A 15,084-nucleotide genomic window follows, 5' to 3' on the forward strand; every position below is an offset into this window, starting at 1 on the left:
CATTGAGCTGTAAGGCGCATGAGAGAGGATCAGCAGTGCGTTCACTCATCATCCCGGCATCATCCATTATGCCCAATTCAGGTTACCGAGACTGACCGGCGATGGCCGCATCCTCCGAATCTTCCGCACCGCTGACTGCGCCTGCGAAACCGGCGTGGGATCCCAAGGCACCTGACCGGGAGGCTCACGGGTTACGCCCCACGATCCGGATACGGCTGACGCTGCTGTACGGCGGTATGTTCCTGATGGCCGGGGTGGCGCTGCTCGCGATCATCTACATGCTTGCTGCGACCGCCCTGGAGGATGGCGTCCCGCCGCTCGGAGTCTCCGGCAGCGGCATCAGTGTCAGCAGTGACAGTTGTTCTTCTCTGCCCTCGGCTGCTTCCCTCCACGAGGTCAACGTCGCCCTGAACACCTGTATCGAGCAGCAGCGTGACAAGGCACTGCAAACCCTTCTGAACCGTTCCTTGCTGGCTCTCCTCGGCCTGGCCGTGGTCGCCCTCGCCTTCGGTTACGCGATGGCCGGCCGGGTGCTGTCCCCGTTGGGGCGCCTCACGCGTGCCGCCCGGAGGGTGGCCGGTTCCGATCGGCACCGGCGGATCGAGCTGGACGGGCCCGACGACGAGCTCAAGGAGCTCGCCGACACCTTCGACGAGATGCTCGACCGCCTGGACCGGGCCTTCGAATCGCAGCGTCGCTTTGTCGCCAATGCCTCACACGAGCTGCGTACACCACTGGCCATCAACCGCACTCTGCTGGAGGTCCAGCTCGCCGACCCGGACGCGTCCCCCGAGCTCGCGAAGCTGGGCAAGACGCTCCTGGCGACGAACGCGCGCAGCGAGCAGTTGGTGGAGGGGCTTCTGCTGCTCGCCCGCAGCGAGAACAAGGCGGTCGACAAGAAGCCGGTCGATCTCTCCGAGGTCGCCGCGCCCTCCCCACCGGCCCCGTGATGGGTCTGATGGCAGCCCTGCAAGACTGCGTCAGCAAGGCCAGAGCGTCACGGGGAGAGTGGCGAGGTTCCCGCTCTGGATCGTGACGCCGCGGTGGACGCCTTCGCCTGCCGGTTGTCGGCGGTCCCCTGGGGGCCGCTGGGAGCAGCCCGGCCGCCTCCGTCGCCGTGCGCACGGCCGTGCCGGGCAGCCCGGGGGCGGACGACCCTGGACGAAACGACGGAACAGACCGGTGCGTGACACGCCGACCGGTAGTGCGTGACACGCCGACCCGGTATCGATGCCCGGAGCCACGAGGGCTTGCACCCCACGGCCGATCCGCCGCTCTGCCGAAAGACAGAGAAGGGGAGGTGCCGGGGCGGCGGTCGGAAGCGAGCGCCCGTGGGACGGGGGACGCGCACGAGCCCCTCTGGCGGCCGCGCGACAGGCCCGGCGCCGCCCGGGCTGCCGCCCGTGTCATCGCTATTTCATCGAAATTTCAGTGCCTCCCACGACAGTGGACCGGACGGCGTCGGAACCGGCGTGCGATCCGCTGAGCAGCAGTGCCGCGAGGAAGCACGGGAAACAGCGGGAACGTCCCGATGAGGAGGCCAGGTTGAGCGCGCACCGCCCACCCGCAGGAGTGTCCTGAAGGCCGTCAGCGGAGTCTTCGCGGCGATGGGCTTCGGCGGGGTCGGTGTCCTCGCGACGGCGTCGACGGCGAGTTCAGCCGGCGGCAATCCTCCGCGACCCGGACGGCACCATCGCCCGGCTCCGTAAGGCGTAGCTGGGGCCGACGGCGGGCCCGGCGCAGCGTCGGGGGCGGTGTTCGCCGGTGGTTGCACGTTCCGCCGGATCCGCGTGGAGTGTGTGGGGTTTTGATGAGTGATGGCCAGTCAGGGGGAGCGTGGGAAATGGGTATGGCGGACACGTCCGGCGCGTCACCGCCGGAGGCGGCGGTGAGCGATACCGAAGGCGGGGAGCGGGGTCCCGGCCGGGTGCCGGTCCGGCTGGTCCTGGCGGGCGGGCTGGTCGGTGCGGCGCTGCTGACGGCGTCCCTGGTCGTCGGCCTCACGAGTTCTCCCACCATGGGCGTCCCACGGCTGCCGAAGATGCCCTCGTTCCCGACGGCTCCCGGCTCGATGCCGACGGGATTCCCCACGGGCCTGCCCACGGGATTCCCCACGGACCTGCCGAGTCTGCCCCCGATGCCGACGTCCCGACCGTCGGGTCCCGGCTCGATGCCCACGGACTTTCCCACGAACTTTCCCACGAACTTCCCCACGGACTTTCCCACGGGCCTGCCCACCGGCCTGCCCACGAACCTGCCGAGCCTGCCTCCCCAGCCGACCGATCTGACCGGAGGTGGCTCGTGAAGGGTCTCGCTTCCTTGCCGTTGCGGGACGACCGACTGGCGCACACCAGGGCGTTGATGATCGCTCGGATCGCGATCGTCCTGTACCTGGTCGAGTTGCTGTTGAACATGACCCGCCCGCGGGTGCTGGCCGACGAACCGGCCTTGTCGATCTTCTACGAACTGCCCGCGGGCCTCGGCAAGATGCCCGGCTTCGCGGGCTCGCTCGACCGGCTGCTGTCCATGCCGCGCGCCGTCTTCTGGTGCACGCTGGCGGGCATCGTGGCGGGGGTGGCCATCCAGGTCGCGGCGGCCGTCCTGCGCCGATCCGAACGGCGCTCGGTGGCGCTGACCTGGCTGACGCTGGGGTGCCTGCTGTTGCCGTTCGGCCTGTTGTCGCTGGTGGTCGTCGTCGAGTACTTCCCGCTGATGCTCGCCTGTGTGCCCAGTACAGCCCTCGTCCTGCTCCTGCTGCGCGGCGGGGTGCGGTTCGCCCGGGTCCCGCTGGCCGCACTGCTGGCCGCGTTCGCCTGGGGCGCGTTGATCGTGTTCGGGCTGGGCCGCGCCTACAGCGGGCTCGCGTTCGGCACCCTCTTCGGCTACCTGGGAAAGTCCTCCCCCACCGACATCAGCCGACTCGCGGAGAACCAGTTCCGCACCATCGACCTGCTGATCGTGCACCTCAGCGTCGTTGACGCGCTGGCCGTCGCGGGCGGCGTCACGTTGCTCTTGCTGTTGTTCCGCCACCGCGTCACCGATGCCGTGAGCGGCCTGGTCCTCGGTGCCGCCGTCGGGCTCGGCTTCAACTTCGTGGAGAGCGGCCTCTACATGAAGATCTACGGCTCGCTGGGCGGCATGCTCGGGTCGACCGGCGGCTTCGAGTACTGGATCCGGCAGTCGATCGGCCTGCTCGGCGGGCAGGTGGCCTACGGCGCGCTGCTGGGGGCCGGCCTCGGCGTCGCAGCCCGGGCACGGCGGCGCGGGCTCATCGCGACGGCCGCCGTGGTGGGGGCGATCGGCGGGGCCACGGCCTCCGAGCTTCTGTCGGGGTGGCTGTCCGGGCTTGTCCGGGACCACGTCGAGGTCGGCAGCGCGCTCGACGTCCTGGTGGTCTCCCCGTTCCTGTGGCTGCTCCCCCAACTGCCCCTGATCGCCCTGGCCGTCGCGCTGCTGGTCCATGGTCTACGGGCGCGCGCACCCGCGCTGCGGGCGGCCGTCGCGGAGGAGATCGCAGCGGGCCCGGCCATCACCCAGGCGGAGGTGCCGGTCCTGACCTCGCCCGCGCTGCGGCTCTGGGCGGTGGTGGGCACCTGGCGCTGGCACGGCTGGCGCACGGCCCGCGCGCTGCACCGCCTGCACTCCGTCCAGTTGGACCTGGCCGGCCACCACGTGCAGAACGACCCCACAGACACAGCTCACGCCGACGCGTTGCGCGCACGGATCGCGCGGCTCAAGGGCATGCCCCCGGAGGTAACCCCATGAACGGTCTCACAACTGCCTGGCGGACAGCCGTCAGCGCCACCGCCCTCGCCGGAGCGGTGCTGCTCCTGACCCCACAGCAAGCCTCGGCCTGCACGGTCGGGATCGGCTACAAGCCGTCGTTCACCCTCCGCGATCTGAGCCACCCGAAGACGTGCTCGACGGGCGCCTCGCTCGGCGGCGCCGGCGCCCTCGCCGTCCTGGTCCCCGGCGCCCTCGTCGCGGCGAGCTGGTGTGCCCACCGGAAAGCCGAGAGGGGATTCGGCACGCCCTCGGAGAACGGGAGCACCGGCCCGAGCCAGGCCCTGATCAGCTACCTGGACGCCACTGGCATCGCGGTGGGCCGCCGGCGCGACGGCTCGGCGGATCCGGTCTCCGGCTCCCCCCGCCGGACCGAGCAGGAAACGGGTGGGCACGGTGCCCAACGGCCGCTCTAGCCGCGCCGTGCGCGCAGGCCGGTGGGGCGCCGCCCTCCTGGTCGTCGGCATCCTGCTCGCCGGCCAGCCGGCCCCTTCGGCGGTGGCGTCCGACACACCGAACGCCGCCCCCTCCCCGACGCCTGAGGTGGGGGGCGAATTCGCGGACATCGCCCGCGACCTGGTGAACGACCCGATCGGCCGGGCCGGGATCCAGGCCCACCGGACCCTCCGGATGACGGACGGCAACCGCAATCTCGCCGTCATCTGGTTCGACCTGGCCGGTTTCCAGGCCACACACCTGGCCTCGATCACCCGACACTTCGGAGAGAGTCCCTCTCACGCGGACTATTACCTCGGGTACGGCAAGCTGCTCGGGCGGGAGGGGAACGAGGCCCTCTTCGACCGGATCGGGATCCGGGGAAACGGTCCGCTGTTGGAGTTCGCCGCGGTCAACGACCCGCGCAAGGACCATTCCGAAGCCGTCATCTACGACAAGATCCTCTCCACCGTCCTGTCCAACCTCGGGCTGCGGAACGCCGCGATCAACAGGTTGCTGAAGAGGGCGATCGCCGGTTACTCGGACCGTGGCCGGTGTGCGGCCTGCCTGAAGCTCACCAGCGCCATACCCGAAAAGAACTTCGTGTCCGGAACGCCCTACGCCACCCGTCAGGAGAAGTCGGAGTCGGCGAACCGGGTGGGCGCCCTCACGAGCAAGGCCGGCTCCATCCTCCGGAGGGAGGAGGAAGCGCAGAAACAACAAGCCGCAGCGGCACTACCGGTCTCGGCAAGCCCGAAGGCCCCCTGCACCTCGATGGGGCGCGGCCACGGACGTCCCGTCATGGCGATGGCCGTGCCCCTCGCCGCCGGCCCCTGTGACAAGGACGAGGGCACACAGTCGGGCGCCCTTCAGCGACTCCTGGCCTCCCCGCCCGGTGCCGACGCCTACGGAGGCGTGGACTTCTCGACGTTGGAAATGCGCTACCTCTCCGACACCCCAGGCGGAGTGCAGTACGCCTATTCCTCGCAGCCCCTGCCCAAGGGCTACCAACAGGACACCGGACTCGGGGCGAGGATGGTGAAGAACCTCGGATCCGACCTGCGGACCTGGCTGGTGCTCGATCCGCAGAAGTTCTGGGTCAATCTCAACCCCACCGAACCGGACCGCATCGTCGACTCCGCGCTCGGAGAGACCAACGCCGGCCGCGCCATGCTGGAGGCCGACCTCCAGATGAAGCGCACGTCGGCGAAGATCCTGCACCCCGACTCGGAAACGGGAAAACAGTACTGGCGGCAACTCAAGAGCTCCGCGGACGGTTCCCTCTGCTTCTCCTCCCGGATGTGGATCGTGCCCGGAAACGTCGAGGTGCGCCAGGACGGCGATGCGCTCTACATCCTCAAGGCGCAGCTCGACGTGAAGACGCAGTCGGACCACATCGACGACCCCTACGCCAAGCCGTGCAACGCCGATCCGGCCACCAACGCCCACAACGAGAACCTGGAGCGCACCCTCGTCCTGCCCAAGGTCGTGGAGGCGGTCAACCACGACCCGGAGTACGCGCCGCTGCGCCGCGCGTTCATGGCGCGGATCATCGCGCAGTGGGTGCGCGAGCGGCACCAACAGGGGCAGCGGACCTCGTTCGACTCGCTGATCGGCTCCAAGGACCTGGGCCCGGCCAAGATGACCGGCCACTGGCGTCCCAAGAAGGTCTTCGACGACTACGTCCGCTCGTACCGCAACAAGGAGTTCGACATCACGCGGGAGACCAACGACGGACGGTTCAGGCGCATCACCCGCTACGTGTACGGCGGCGCGGACCTCACGAACGTCCGGCTGACCGGCGTCTCCGCGACGCAGATGCGCAAGCGGTACCCGCAACTCGCCCAGTCCGCACGGTCCTCCACCGACCGCCGGGTGACCGCGGCCGACGGCTCGATCTGGCTGGGCGGTTCCATCCAGACACCGGAACCGGGCTTCTGGGACGACCTCAAGGACCACGCCACCCGCCTCACCGGCGGAAACGGCCCCCTCCTCGTGGTCATCCTGCTCGCCCTGGGAGCCATCCTGTTCGGCTTCCGCAACCGCCCGAGCCGCACCAACCGCCCCGCCGCGTAAACCCGGCCGGATCCCACGGCCGACCGCCCGGCAAGGTTCCCGCGACGGTGCGATCGCGCCGCTCGCGAACTACCACGCGGAAGAACCCCGGGGAGGCGTCAACCCGACGCCGCCCCGGGCAGCTCCCCGCATCCACACCAGGCAGAGCAGGAAACCCCTACAACGGCCTGGCCGACTCCAAGAGTCACCATCAGCCGCTCGTCTTGGCCGGCACAGGTCAAAGATCAAGCCAGTACTCCAGCCACAGTTGTGGATCTTGGCGGGCGGCCATCGACAAGCAGCCGAGTACGGAAAAGTGAGCAGAGTGAGGACTCACTCATTGACGGAGTGAGTCCTCACTCCGTATTCTCGCAGTCATGACAGCACCTCAGGAGAACCAGACCACCCGCCGCCGCGCCCCCGGCATGTCGCCGGAGCAGCGCCGCAAAATGATCATCCAGACCGCGATCCCGCTGATCGCCGAGTACGGCGCCGCGGTGACGACCGCGAAGATCGCCCGCGCCGCGGGCATCGGCGAGGGCACGATCTTCCGGGTCTTCGCCGACAAGGACGAGCTGCTGCAGGCCTGCATGGCCGAGGCGCTCTCCCCCGAGCACGCGGTCCGCGAGCTCGACGCGATCGACGTATCCCAGCCGCTGCCCGACCGGCTCGCGGAGGCGGCCGAGGCGCTGCAGGCGCACATGTCCAGGATGGGCGCGATCGCCGGCTCGCTGGGGCATCGCGGCGGCAAGCACCCCGGCACGGTGCGCGGCGCGGGCCGCACCGAGTCGACGGCCCGTATCCGCGCGGCCCTCGCGGAGCTGCTGGAGCCCGACAAGGCCGCCCTGCGCCGACCGCCGGAGCAGATCGCGGCCCTCTTCTTCGGGCTGCTCTTCACCCAGCCGCGTACGGAGGACGAGCCCGACCTGACCCCGCAGGAGCTGGTGGAGGTCTTCCTGCACGGGGCGCTCTCGGGGGACGCCAAGTGAGCGCGCGGAGAAGGCGCCTGGAGGCTACGGCCCTGGCCGTCCTGGCCCCCGTCCTGGTGTGGCTGGTCGCGGACCCACTGCTGGGGCACCGGCTGCGGATCGCCGACGCCGAGCAGACGCTCGACATCGGCGCCGGGCCCGTAGCGGTCGTCGCACTGCTCGCGTCGCTCTCCGGCTGGGGACTGCTGGCCGCCCTGGAGCGGTTCGGGGCGCGGCGCGCCCGCGCCATCTGGACCGGGGTGGCCGGGGCCGTACTGGCCGTGTCCTTCCTGCCGTTCGTCGGCGACGGCATGGACGGCGGCACCCGGGTCTCCCTCGCTCTGATGCACCTGGCGGTGGCGGCGGTGCTGATCCCGGGGCTGGGCAGCAGGTCCCCCGGGGCGGGAGCCGGTCCACGACTGCCGCACTCCTCATCTGGCTGCGGCCGTGATCGGAGAGACAGTGCCCAGAGGCTGGACAGTGCCTAGAGGCTGCCGAAATCGGGAAGGGTGATCGAGCCGTCCTCGGCGAGCGGGATTCCGGGGTTGTGCGCGATCTCCCAGGCGTGGCCGTCCGGATCGACGAAGGCGCTGGAGTAGAACCCGATGGCGTTGATGGCTGCGGGCTTGGTGATGGTCCCGCCGGCCCGCTCCACTGCCGCGAGCAGAGCATCAACCTCCGCCTCCGACCGGACGTTGTGTGCCGGGGCGATCCCGCCGAAACCGACCGCCGGCCCGGGCTCCAGGCCGCAGTCCTTCGCAAGTTTGTCGCGATCCCATAGGACGAGCCCCAGGCCGCCGGCCTGGAAGAAGACGGTCTCCTCGACTTCTTGCCCATGCCAGCCCAGGGCCTCGTAGAAACCCTTGGCGCGAGCGAGATCGGAGACCCCTAGAGTGACCAGAGTGATGCGTTGTTCCATGCGATCACGGTACTTCGCTTCAGTGGTGGTCAACCATGCCCCTCACAGCCATACCTCAAGTACGCGCTACTGCTGTGACCGCATAAGTTCACCGGGTTGGCGGGTGAAGCGGTTGGATGGGTGGTGACGTTCCGACTGCTGGAGGTGTGGTGGCCGAGCCGGTGCGGGGCAAGCAGCCCTCAACCTGATCAAGGGGCGGGATGACCTTCGCCGTGCGGATGTGACGAGGAACGCCCCGTCGACCGGGGGCGGATTCAACGGAACGTTGCAACAGGTGACTGTTGGTGATGGGGCGTCAGCAGTTCAGTGCTGTCGGGAAGGTTCGCCGGGCGCGTCTGGCAGCCGCGTCATCGGGTTACGCCTCGCGGTGGGGATCGTAAACGTATGGAGTCGTGGTGCTCAGGACGGTGAACCCGAGTCGTTGCAGGATGGGGCGGCTTTGGTCGGTGGCGTCGACCTGAAGGTAGCGGTAGCCGAGGTCGGCGGCGGTCCGGGCGCGGTGGGCGACCAGAGCACGGTAGATACCCCGGCCTCGCCAGGCAGCCACGGTGCCGCCGCCCCAAAGGCCGGCGAAGTCGGTGCCTGGGTTCAGTTCCATCCGCGCTGCGCACACGGGCAGGTCGCCGGCCATCGCGACGACCATGCTGACGGCTTCGGAGTTCTGGGCGAGCCGGGCGAGCAGCCGCTGCCGCAGGCGGGCGCTGCTGGTGCCGAAGGCCTGCTCGTGGACGTCCGCCACGAGATCCACCCCGGCGGGGTCGGTCACCACACGCAGGTGAACGCCTTCGGGCAATCTGGCGTCGGTGGGCAGGTCCCGGACCGGCGCGACCATTACTGCCTCCTGCGGCTCGGGCGTGAATCCAGCCGACTTCAGCCGCCTCCCGAGGTCACCGGGTCGGTCGTGGGCGTATGCCTTCCATTCGAACGCGCGGCCAAGCGTGGCGAAGTATCGCGTCTGGGCTCTGATCGCCACATCCGCCGTGGTCTGGTCAAGGTCCGACCAGAGGACGCCGTTCCAGTCGTGCTCCGCGCCGACCTGCCGCACGACGTTGCCGTCACGCTCGACACGGATTCCGGGGCTGTCGGCCTGCGCGTCGCGCCTCATCTGGCGGTCGAACAGGGCAAGTACTTCTTCATGGTTCATCCGCTCACTCCAGCATGGTGAGGGCAGCCGCACCATTGGGTTTCTTTGGAAAGTACTGCCGCAAGAGACAGGCGGTCGCCGCTACATTCCTGCCCGGTCCGGTGGTTGATGCCGACGATCCGGCTGGCTTCTCTGATGCTCACCCCCTGGCCAACGAGGACAAGGAACTTCCGTCGCTCGTCAGCCAGGGGCGGCCCGGCGCCGGCTTCTGCAACTCCTCGCATCCCCAAGGTTCGGGCGTTGCGACGATCAGTTGAACCCGAGGGGTGGCTGGCGGGACGTCGATCAGGTGGGTCCGCGGCGTGGCCGGTGACGGTGCGGTGGCAGACAGATGTACAGCGGTAGATACCGGCCCTCAAAGCACTCTACTGAGAGGTCGTGGCGGCATCGAACGGAGAAGTCGCACCCCTTGCAACCAGCGGAGCCGGTGGCAAGGGAAACCGCCAAGAGGTCCGCTCCGCTTGGTCGTTCAGCTCTCCGCGTCCGCGGTCACGCTCTTGTACTTGGGGCCGTCCGCGTTCACGGCCAGGGCGATGAAGTTGATACCCCGGCCCTCCTTCATCTCGCGGGGGAAGTCGCACACCGTCCAGCCCGCGGTACTGCCGAGGGAATCCCTGCACTCGAAGACGGTTTGCGTGTTGCCGCGGTACAGGGCGCGCATGTAGACGCTCATCTTGTCGGCCCGCGAGTCCTTGACCCAGAACCTATCGCCGTTCGACACGAAGCACACTTCACCGTATTTCGTCGCGCCCCCGCCCGACGTGACCGAAACGCAGACATTACCGTCGCCTGAATGCGGCGCACTGACGTCGGAGGCGTCCCAGGCGTTCTTCACATTCCAGCCCGGGTGGGTGACGGCGGCGGACGAGGTCGCCTTCGCCACCGCCGGCGGTGAAGGCATGGTGGAGTCGGCGTGTGCCGTACCGGCCAGCACACTCAGGCCCAGCACAGCCGCGGTCGCGGCCGCTGTGGCAGTACGTCGGAACTGCACGGAATCCTCCAGTGGCATGGCTGTTGCTTCGGCTGACTGATCCGTCGGCCTGCCCTGCTCACCGAGCGAGGCAGGCCGACGCCAGTAAGTTCACTCGCCGCACAGTTGATTCGCACCCCGTCTGACCTGCGGGAATCAATTCGTCTTGATCCGCACTGGAACAGCCCGCTGTTTTCTGGCCTGACGAATTGGTCTTTACGGTGGCGAAGCAAACGGGAGCGAAGAGGGGGAGTGAGACGCATGGGTCGTCCGGAGAAGGCCATCGATCCGCAAGACGGTCCGGTGCGGGGTTTGGCGTATGAGTTGCGCAAGCTCCGTGACGAGGCCGGCAGCCCGGCATACCGCGCGATGGCGCGGCGGGTCGAGTATTCGGCGCCGGCTCTGTCGAAGGCGGCAGCGGGCGAGCGTCTGCCGAGCCTGCCGGTGCTGCTGGCTTACGTACGTGCCTGTGGGGGTGAGGTGGAGGAGTGGCAGCACCGCTGGGAGCAGGTGAACGAGGAGATCGCGGCGCAACCGCGCCCGGACGAGGAGGGCGGCGAGCCGCCGTATCGAGGGCTGGCACGCTTCGAGCCGGGGCATGCGGAACTGTTCTTCGGCCGCGAGGAGATGACGGAGCGGCTGGAGGAGATGGCCCGTCAGCGTCATGTCTGCGCGGTGGTGGGGGCGTCCGGCAGCGGCAAGTCCTCCCTGCTGCGCGCCGGCCTCATACCCCGGCTGCGCCGCCCCGACCAGGACGCGGGCCTGAGGCCGGCCGCGGTGCGGGTGTTGACCCCTGGCGCGCATCCGATGGGGCATGCCGAACGGTTGAAGCCGGCCGACGGCCCGGGAGACACGTGGCTGCTGGTGGACCAGTTCGAGGAGTTGTTCACCCTCTGCACTGATCCCGACGAGCGTGGGACTTTCCTGGACCGGCTGGTGGCCGCCCGGGAGGAGGGCAGCCGGCTGCGGGTGGTCTTCGCCGTGCGTGCGGACTTCTTCGGCCGGTGCGCCGCACACCAATGCCTGACCGCAGCACTCAACGACGCCACGCTCCTGGTGGGCCCCATGAACTCGGAGAAGTTACGGGCGGCCATCGTCCGGCCGGCCGGAGCCTGCGGGCTGAACGTGGAACGTGAACTGACCTCCCGGATCCTTGACGAGGTCGCAGACGAGCCCGGCGCGCTACCGCTGATGTCCCACGCCCTGAGGGAAACCTGGCGTCGGCGGCGCGGCCGGACGCTGACCATGCAGGCGTACGAGGCGGCCGGCGGCCTGCACGGCGCCATCGCCCGCACCGCCGAAGACGCCTACCACCAGCTCATACCCGCCCAGGCCACCCTTGCCCGCCGCATCCTGCTGCGCCTGACAGCCCCGGGCGATGGCGCGGAAGACACCCACCGCCCCACACGGCGCTGCGAGTTCGCCACCAATGACAGTGCTGACGGGGCCGACGTCGAATCGTTATCGACCGTCTGGCTCGCAGCCGCCTGCTCACCCTCGACGACGGACACGTCCGCCTCGCCCACGAGGCACTGCTCACCGCCTGGCCACGCCTGCACAACTGGATCAACGAAGGACGCGACCGCCTCCGCCTCCATCGCCAACTCACCCACGACGCCACCATCTGGAACGACCTCGACCGCGACCCCGGAGCCCTCTACCGCGGCATCCGACTCACCCGGGCCGAAGAAGCTTTCACCGGCCGGCGACATAGCGAACTCAACGCGCTGGAAGCCGCATTCCTCACGACGGGACTCGCCGCCCGTGACGCCACATACGCCCGAGCGGTTCGGGCCAAGCGCCTCTCGCGCCGATCCATGGCGGCTCTGGCCGTCCTGTGCGCAGTGGCGTTGGTAGCAGGCACCATCGCGTGGGAGCAGAAACTCCACAGCGATACGGAGCACACCCAGGCCGAAGCACGACGTATCGCCACCGTCGCCTTAAGCCTGCGCACCCCCGATCCCGTAGGCGCCATGCGACTGAGCCTCGCCGCATGGAACCTCGACCGCACCCCCGAGACCCGCGGAGCACTCTTCGGCGCAGCGCTCCCCCCTCACGAGCTGGACGCCATGCTCCTACCCAACGATGTCGACCTGTGAATGTGCATCTCAGCGGCTCCGGACACACACTCCGGTACCTCGGAAAGGACCGAGTACATCGCTGGGACGTCCGAACACACCGTGAACTCGTGTCCCTGAAAGAATCGCCCGCCAAGCCCTCACAGGCGAAACGACTACAACAGTGGTCTTCAGCCTGTCAGACGTACGGCGCCGGCGGGAAACCCTTGTGCGAGGCATGCCGTTCGAAGGTCGAGGTGTCCCGGAAGAAGGCGACGTAGACCCCGTAGAGGGCGTCGGCCGACGCCGCAATGGTGACCGGGAGGTGTTGGCTACGATCGTGAGCTCTTGGATCCCATCGGCGTCGCGCCCATTGACAGGCCATGCCTCGGCGCGCCTCGTCACAGAGGCTCTGGACGGTTTCCGAGCCCGATTTGGGACCATGGCCTTGTGGACGAAAATGCCGTTTTCGGCGGGGCCGAGCCGGTAGACGCGTGCGAGGTGGCGCCGACGGGCCGGACGGCGGTGGCGTGGCTGCCGCCGCGGGAGCTCTGGCCGGTGATTCAGGACATCCGCTGGGAGCACGATCCGCAGGTACGGCGGTGGCCGCCGCACGTGAATCTGCTGTTCGGCTTCGTGCCGGAGGAGGCGTTCGCGCAGGCCGTGCCACTCCTCTCCGCCGGGGCGGCGCAGAGCGCGGCGTTCACGGCGCGCCTGTCCGGGGTGCGGTACTTCCGGCACCGGCACTACGCGACGTTGTGGCTCGATCCGGCTGCGGCCGACCCGGCACCGTGGGCCCATCTCCACCGGGAGCTGGGGCTGCGGTTCCCCCTTTGCCACAGGCGCGTCGGCCGCTTCACCCCGCATCTGTCCCTCGGCCGTACCCAGGACCCGAAGCGCCTGGCCGCCGAGTGCGCTGTCCGGCTCGGCGCGCTGTCGGCGGTGGTCGAGGAGGTGGTCTTGCTGTCCCGGCGCGGCGAGGGGCCCATGCGGCCCCGGGCCGTGATCACACTGGGCACGGGCGAGGTCCGCCAGCCGCAGGAGTGCTGAGCAACAGGTGCCCCGGCCGCCGAAATCATGGGACCGGGCACCTCGATAGCTACCACCGACAAGCGCCGGCGCCGTTACGCCGGCCAACCACCGTCACCACCGCGCCGGCGGCACCGGCGACTGGGGCGCTCACCGGCCCCGGCAAGGGACACGCCGTCCACGATCTCGATCTGATGATGGGTCGCGGCGCTCATCAGGTAACTCCCGCAGGGAGCATCACACCTGATTGTGGATCACACCTGATTCATGACACTCCCAAACCCGGCGGTGGTGCTTACGTACCGGGAGCGCTGCCTGGTCTATCCGAAGCCCAGGGATGTGAACAAGGTGTCGAGGGCGGCTGGGTAGCCGTGTTCGGACGGGGCAGCGAAGCCGATCAGCAGGCCCTGGGGGCGGTTGGCCGGGTCGTGGTGGAGTTCGGTGAGACCGCGCAGGGCGAGGCCGCGGTGGGCGCATCTGGTCAGGAGTTGGTGTTCGGTGGGTCCGTCGGAGGGGAGAGTGAGAAGGGCGTGCAGGCCGGCGGGGACGCCGTGGGCGGTAAGGCCGGGGGTGGCGGCCACGCGATTGACGAGGAGTTCGCGGCGGCGGCGGTAGCGCAGGCGGGCGGCGCGGATGTGGCGGTCGTAGGTGTGCGTGGTGATCAGGTCGGCGAGGACGAGCTGGCCCAGGGTCTCGGTGTACTGGTCGGCTTCCTGCTTGGCCCGCGCCAACGGTGGCACCAGGTGGGGCGGCAGGACCATCCAGGCCAGGCGGAGGGCAGGGCCAAGGGTCTTGGACGCGGTTCCGCAGTAGACGACATGGTCAGGGGCGAGGCCTTGGAGGGCGCCGACAGGCAGGCGATCGTAGCGGTACTCGCCGTCGTAGTCGTCCTCGACGATCAACCCGCCCGTGGAGCGCGCCCAGACACACAGTGTCTGGCGGCGGCCCGGATGCAGCGGGACACCGGTCGGGTACTGGTGCGAGGGGGTGAGGAACACAGCTCCCGTGCACTGTGTCAGCGCCTCCACGCGGGCGCCGTGAGCATCGACGGGCAGGGCGACGGTGGTGAACCCGGCGCGTTGCACGACTTCGCGGAAGAGGTTGTGGCTCGGGTCCTCCACGGCCGCGGTGCTGATGCCGCCCGCGGCCAGTACGCCGCTGAGCAGGCCCAGGCCCTGGTAGTAGCCGGAGGTGATCACGATGCGGTCCGGGGTTGTGATCACGCCGCGAGTGCGGCCCAGATAGTCGGCGAGCGCCTGGCGCAGCTCGATCCGGCCCTGCGGATCTCCGGGGCCGAAGACCTCGGGGCGGGCGCGGGTGAGTACTCGGCGGGTGGCGGCAAGCCAGGCCCGGGTGGGGAAGGCGCTGACGTCGGGGAGCCCGGGGCGAAGGTCGTGGCGGGGAATCGTCGGCGCGGGTGCGGGGGGTGCGGGAGCCGTGGCGTGTTGCGGGCCCTCGGCCACGGTGGTGCCCGATCTCGGCCGCGTGGTCAGGTGACCCTCTTCGACCAGTTGGTCGTAGGCGGCGCTGACGGTGCCCCGCGAGAGTCCGAGTTCCTTGGCCAGCCCGCGAGTGGACGGTAGGGGCGTTCCGGCAGGCAGGCGTCCCTGGCGGATGGCCGCCCGGAGCGCGGACTCCAGGCCCGAGCGACGCCCCCCTGTGGCATCGAGATCGATGTGCAGGTCGAGCCGGGAACTGGACCAATTTTCTGGCATGGAACTGGA

The 15,084-nt window shown here is 69.4% G+C and carries 13 protein-coding genes and 3 pseudogenes; 12 read left to right on the forward strand and 4 right to left on the reverse strand.

All coding sequences use genetic code 11. The features are described from left to right. Window positions 1–101 precede the first annotated feature (101 nt). From ACZ45Z_RS07560 to ACZ45Z_RS07590, 7 genes and pseudogenes are all read left to right on the forward strand, one after another. Window positions 102–926, forward strand: a pseudogene (locus tag ACZ45Z_RS07560) (histidine kinase dimerization/phospho-acceptor domain-containing protein); the annotation flags it as partial. A 962-nt stretch (window positions 927–1,888) separates the two neighbouring features. Further along, window positions 1,889–2,305 (forward strand): hypothetical protein, encoded by a 417-nt coding sequence (locus tag ACZ45Z_RS07565; protein ID WP_468357667.1) that lies wholly within the window; start codon window positions 1,889–1,891, stop codon window positions 2,303–2,305. After that, entirely contained in the window at window positions 2,302–3,765 is a 1,464-nt protein-coding gene (locus ACZ45Z_RS07570; protein ID WP_468357670.1) for a PrsW family glutamic-type intramembrane protease, read from the forward strand. The genes ACZ45Z_RS07565 and ACZ45Z_RS07570 overlap by 4 nt, the downstream gene beginning before the upstream one ends. Beyond that, entirely contained in the window at window positions 3,762–4,199 is a 438-nt protein-coding gene (locus tag ACZ45Z_RS07575) for a hypothetical protein (protein WP_468357673.1), read from the forward strand. The genes ACZ45Z_RS07570 and ACZ45Z_RS07575 overlap by 4 nt, the downstream gene beginning before the upstream one ends. 7 nt (window positions 4,200–4,206) lie before the next feature. After that, window positions 4,207–6,294 carry a hypothetical protein gene (locus tag ACZ45Z_RS07580; RefSeq protein WP_468357676.1) on the forward strand — a complete coding sequence of 696 codons (2,088 nt, stop codon included), beginning with the start codon at window positions 4,207–4,209 and terminating at the stop codon, window positions 6,292–6,294. 356 nt (window positions 6,295–6,650) lie between these two features. Continuing rightward, the gene (locus ACZ45Z_RS07585) at window positions 6,651–7,262 is read left to right on the forward strand and encodes a TetR/AcrR family transcriptional regulator (protein ID WP_468357679.1); all 612 of its coding nucleotides are present in this window, start codon (window positions 6,651–6,653) and stop codon (window positions 7,260–7,262) included. Then, entirely contained in the window at window positions 7,259–7,729 is a 471-nt protein-coding gene (locus tag ACZ45Z_RS07590; protein WP_468357682.1) for a DUF6069 family protein, read from the forward strand. The genes ACZ45Z_RS07585 and ACZ45Z_RS07590 overlap by 4 nt, the downstream gene beginning before the upstream one ends. Here ACZ45Z_RS07590 and ACZ45Z_RS07595 read toward each other — a convergent pair. Both ACZ45Z_RS07595 and ACZ45Z_RS07600 read right to left on the reverse strand, forming a co-directional pair. Next, window positions 7,726–8,160 (reverse strand): VOC family protein, encoded by a 435-nt coding sequence (locus tag ACZ45Z_RS07595; protein ID WP_468357685.1) that lies wholly within the window; start codon window positions 8,158–8,160, stop codon window positions 7,726–7,728. The genes ACZ45Z_RS07590 and ACZ45Z_RS07595 overlap by 4 nt on opposite strands. A 355-nt stretch (window positions 8,161–8,515) precedes the next feature. Next, window positions 8,516–9,304, reverse strand: a complete 789-nt coding sequence (locus ACZ45Z_RS07600) for a GNAT family N-acetyltransferase (protein WP_468357688.1) — start codon at window positions 9,302–9,304, stop codon at window positions 8,516–8,518. Between the two features lie 101 nt (window positions 9,305–9,405). Here ACZ45Z_RS07600 and ACZ45Z_RS07605 point away from each other — a divergent pair, with 101 nt between their 5' ends. Next, complete coding sequence (locus ACZ45Z_RS07605) at window positions 9,406–9,561, forward strand: hypothetical protein (protein ID WP_468357691.1); 156 nt, start codon at window positions 9,406–9,408, stop codon at window positions 9,559–9,561. Window positions 9,562–9,773: 212 nt separating this feature from the next. Here the strand turns inward: ACZ45Z_RS07605 and ACZ45Z_RS07610 are convergent, their stop codons facing one another. After that, window positions 9,774–10,295: a hypothetical protein gene (locus ACZ45Z_RS07610; RefSeq protein ID WP_468357693.1), complete on the reverse strand. Its 522-nt coding sequence runs from the start codon at window positions 10,293–10,295 to the stop codon at window positions 9,774–9,776. A gap of 348 nt (window positions 10,296–10,643) precedes the next feature. Between ACZ45Z_RS07610 and ACZ45Z_RS07615 the strand changes: the two are divergent. The 4 genes and pseudogenes from ACZ45Z_RS07615 to ACZ45Z_RS07630 form a co-directional block, all read left to right on the forward strand. Beyond that, window positions 10,644–11,657, forward strand: a pseudogene (locus ACZ45Z_RS07615) (nSTAND1 domain-containing NTPase); the annotation flags it as partial. A 104-nt stretch (window positions 11,658–11,761) separates the two neighbouring features. After that, window positions 11,762–11,863, forward strand: a pseudogene (locus ACZ45Z_RS07620) (nSTAND1 domain-containing NTPase); the annotation flags it as partial. 384 nt (window positions 11,864–12,247) lie between these two features. Next, window positions 12,248–12,373 (forward strand): hypothetical protein, encoded by a 126-nt coding sequence (locus tag ACZ45Z_RS07625; protein WP_468357696.1) that lies wholly within the window; start codon window positions 12,248–12,250, stop codon window positions 12,371–12,373. Window positions 12,374–12,781: 408 nt separating this feature from the next. Further along, the gene (locus tag ACZ45Z_RS07630) at window positions 12,782–13,381 is read left to right on the forward strand and encodes a 2'-5' RNA ligase family protein (RefSeq protein WP_468357699.1); all 600 of its coding nucleotides are present in this window, start codon (window positions 12,782–12,784) and stop codon (window positions 13,379–13,381) included. Window positions 13,382–13,680: 299 nt separating this feature from the next. On the opposite strand, the gene pdxR is transcribed toward ACZ45Z_RS07630, so the two are convergent. Beyond that, complete coding sequence (pdxR, locus tag ACZ45Z_RS07635; protein WP_468357702.1) at window positions 13,681–15,075, reverse strand: MocR-like pyridoxine biosynthesis transcription factor PdxR; 1,395 nt, start codon at window positions 15,073–15,075, stop codon at window positions 13,681–13,683. Window positions 15,076–15,084 lie beyond the last annotated feature (9 nt).

Source organism: Streptomyces sp. NPDC031210 (assembly GCF_055570395.1).